Consider the following 1,016-nt stretch of genomic DNA (forward strand, 5'->3'; position numbering starts at 1 on the left):
AGAGCCTGTTCTTGAACTTAGGTGCGTTGGGTGAGGCGGCGGCTGGTGATGCGGATGATGCTCCAGCGGACCATGGCTTCGTGGTGTTGGGGTAGGCGTTCGTAGTCGCGTGCGCAGCGGCGGTGGCGGACGATCCAGGCGAGGGTGCGCTCGACGACCCAGCGGCGGGGTAGGACGACGAAGCCGGTGGTGTCGTCGCTGCGTTTGATGATCTCGATGGTGATGTTGAGGACGTGGGTGGCCCAGCCCAGCAGGGTGCCCAGGTAGCCGCCGTCGGCCCAGACGAGCTGGATGCGGCAGCTGGTGGTGGTGAGCCAGTGCAGCAGCGGGCGGGCGGCGACGCGGTCCTGGACGGAGGCGGCGGTGACCAGCACGCCCAGCAGCAGTCCGAGGGTGTCGACGGCGATGTGGCGTTTCCGGCCGTTGATTTTCTTCCCGCCGTCGTAGCCGCGGGTTGCGTGTCCGACGGTCTCGGCTGCTTTGACCGTGGCGGAGTCGATGATGGCGGCGGTGGGTTCGGCGCGGCGGCCTTCGGCGATGCGGATCCGGTCGCGGAGGATGTCGAGCACGTCCTGGGTGATGGCGGCTTTTTCCCAGGCGAGGAAGTGGTTGTAGACGGTGGACCAGGGCGGGAAGTCTGCGGGCAGGGCCCGCCATTTGATGCCGTTGTCCACGACGTAGAAGATCGCGTCGACGATGCTGCGGCGGCAGTGGCGTTCCGGACGGCCGCCTCTGCCGGTCAGCCATGCCGGGTCCGGCAGCAGTGGATCGATGATCGCCCACTGCGCGTCGGTGGTGTCGGAGGGATAACGGCGATGACGGCGGGTGCCGGCGTGCTGGTGGAACGGCGCCAACCGGCAGCACGGCACCTGCGGGCGGGCGGCACTGGAGGCGATAGGGCACGATAACAACGGAACTCCTGGTAGAACGGCGCTTCAGCACCGCTCGATCTACCAGGAGTTCCTCTGCTGCCAGCGGCAACACGCCCACCCGAGCTCAGTTCAGGAACAGGCTCT

General features: G+C 67.5%; 1 protein-coding gene. It reads right to left on the reverse strand.

All coding sequences use genetic code 11. From position 1 onward, the window contains the following. Positions 1-17: 17 nt before the first annotated feature. Positions 18-854 (reverse strand): IS5 family transposase, encoded by an 837-nt coding sequence (locus tag OO60_RS44255; protein WP_033263638.1) that lies wholly within the window; start codon positions 852-854, stop codon positions 18-20. Positions 855-1,016 lie beyond the last annotated feature (162 nt).

Origin of the sequence: Amycolatopsis vancoresmycina, assembly GCF_000716785.1 — a bacterium.
Lineage (GTDB): Bacteria > Actinomycetota > Actinomycetes > Mycobacteriales > Pseudonocardiaceae > Amycolatopsis > Amycolatopsis vancoresmycina.